The 1,457-nt window shown below is 64.5% G+C and carries 2 protein-coding genes; both read left to right on the top strand.

Annotated features, from left to right (window positions below; all coding sequences use genetic code 11):
* The first annotated feature begins 121 nt into the window (after positions 1-121).
* The gene (glpX, locus tag L0D17_RS13065; protein ID WP_126165185.1) at positions 122-1,096 is read left to right on the top strand and encodes a class II fructose-bisphosphatase; all 975 of its coding nucleotides are present in this window, start codon (positions 122-124) and stop codon (positions 1,094-1,096) included.
* A gap of 9 nt (positions 1,097-1,105) precedes the next feature.
* Positions 1,106-1,414, top strand: coding sequence for a hypothetical protein (locus L0D17_RS13060; protein WP_243095687.1), 309 nt, complete (start codon positions 1,106-1,108; stop codon positions 1,412-1,414).
* Positions 1,415-1,457 lie beyond the last annotated feature (43 nt).

The following is a 1,457-nucleotide window of genomic DNA, read 5'->3' as shown; positions in this document are numbered from 1 at the left end:
CTCCTGGGGGCCGGGCGATATTACCTGCTGGAGTGAAGGGGGTGCGGAATGTGGGTTATATTAGAGCGGAAAACATATGATTGCAATAATAAAACCCTCTCCTTAACGTAAGCGCATGGCTATGCCCACGCGCAACCTGGGCCTGGACCTCATGCGGGCCACAGAAGCCGCCGCTTTGGCCGCTGCCCGCTTTGTGGGCCGGGGCGATAAAGAGGGGGGGGACCGGGCGGCGGTGGAGGCCATGCGTCTTCTCCTGAACAGCCTGGACTTCCGGGGGCGGGTGGTGATCGGCGAGGGGGAGAAGGATCAGGCTCCCATGCTCTACAACGGGGAAATTCTGGGGCGGGGAAACGACACCTTGTGGGACCTGGCCGTGGACCCGGTGGAGGGGACGCGGCTTTTGGCCCTGGGCCGTTACGGCGCCATCAGCGTGATCGCCGCTGCGCCGGAGGGAAGCCTCTTCAATCCCGGTCCCGGGTTTTACGCCGCCAAGCTGGTGGTGGGGCCAGAAGCCCGGGAAGCGATAGACCTCAGGGCTTCCGTGGCGGAAAACCTGAAGGAAATCGCCCGAGCCTTGCGAAAGGAGGTGCGAGAACTCACCGTCTTCGTTTTGGACAAGCCGCGGCATGCCCGATTGGTGGAAGAGATCCGTACCGCCGGGGCCCGCATTAGCCTGCAGACCGATGGGGACGTGGCCGGGGCCTTGGCGGCCGTTCTCCCCGATACCGGGGTGGACGTCCTCATGGGGACCGGGGGTACCCCCGAAGGGGTCATCGCCGCCGTGGCGGTGAGGGCTTTGGGCGGGGGGATGCAGATGCGCTTAGACCCGCAAAGCGAGGAGGAGCGCTGGAACCTGATCCACGCAGGTTACGACCTGGAGAAGGTGTACGGCCTCGAGGCGCTCTGCGCCGCCGAGGACACCCACTTCGCCGCCACGGGCATCACGGATGGACCCTTCTTGCGCGGGGTGCGCTATGGGGAACGCCGAGCCTGGACGGAAAGCCTGGTGATCCGGGGGGCCACCGGGACCCTGCGCAAGGTGGAGGCCTGGCACCGACTGGAAAAGCTTCGGGGCATCAGCCCCGTGGCGTATTGAGGAGGGCGCATGCAGGAGAGAAAGGCCATTTACAAGAAGGGTGGGGTAGTGGAGTACAAGGAGATGGGCTACTGGCAGCCCGACTACGAGCCCAAAGACACGGACACCATCGCCCTTTTTCGCATCACCCCTCAGCCGGGCATTGAGCCCGAGGAGGCTGCTGCGGCGGTGGCGGGGGAGTCCTCCACCGCCACCTGGACCGTGGTTTGGACGGACCGCCTGACTACCTTGGAGCGGTACCAGGCCAAGGCCTACCGGGTGGAACCTGTTCCGGGAAATCCCGAACCGACATTCCGCACCCCTCTCCCTTGGCCTTAGGATTTTGGGATGGAAACCACACCCAACCTACAGGTGTACGACC

Source organism: Thermus thalpophilus, assembly GCF_022760915.1.
GTDB lineage: Bacteria > Deinococcota > Deinococci > Deinococcales > Thermaceae > Thermus > Thermus thalpophilus.
This window is presented reverse-complemented; position numbering and strand designations above follow the sequence as displayed.

Coding starts and splice junctions, on each gene's coding strand:
- glpX (WP_126165185.1), top strand. CDS start 122: ATGCCCACGCGCAACCTGGGCCTGGACCTCATGCGGGCCACAGAAGCC.
- L0D17_RS13060 (WP_243095687.1), top strand. CDS start 1,106: ATGCAGGAGAGAAAGGCCATTTACAAGAAGGGTGGGGTAGTGGAGTAC.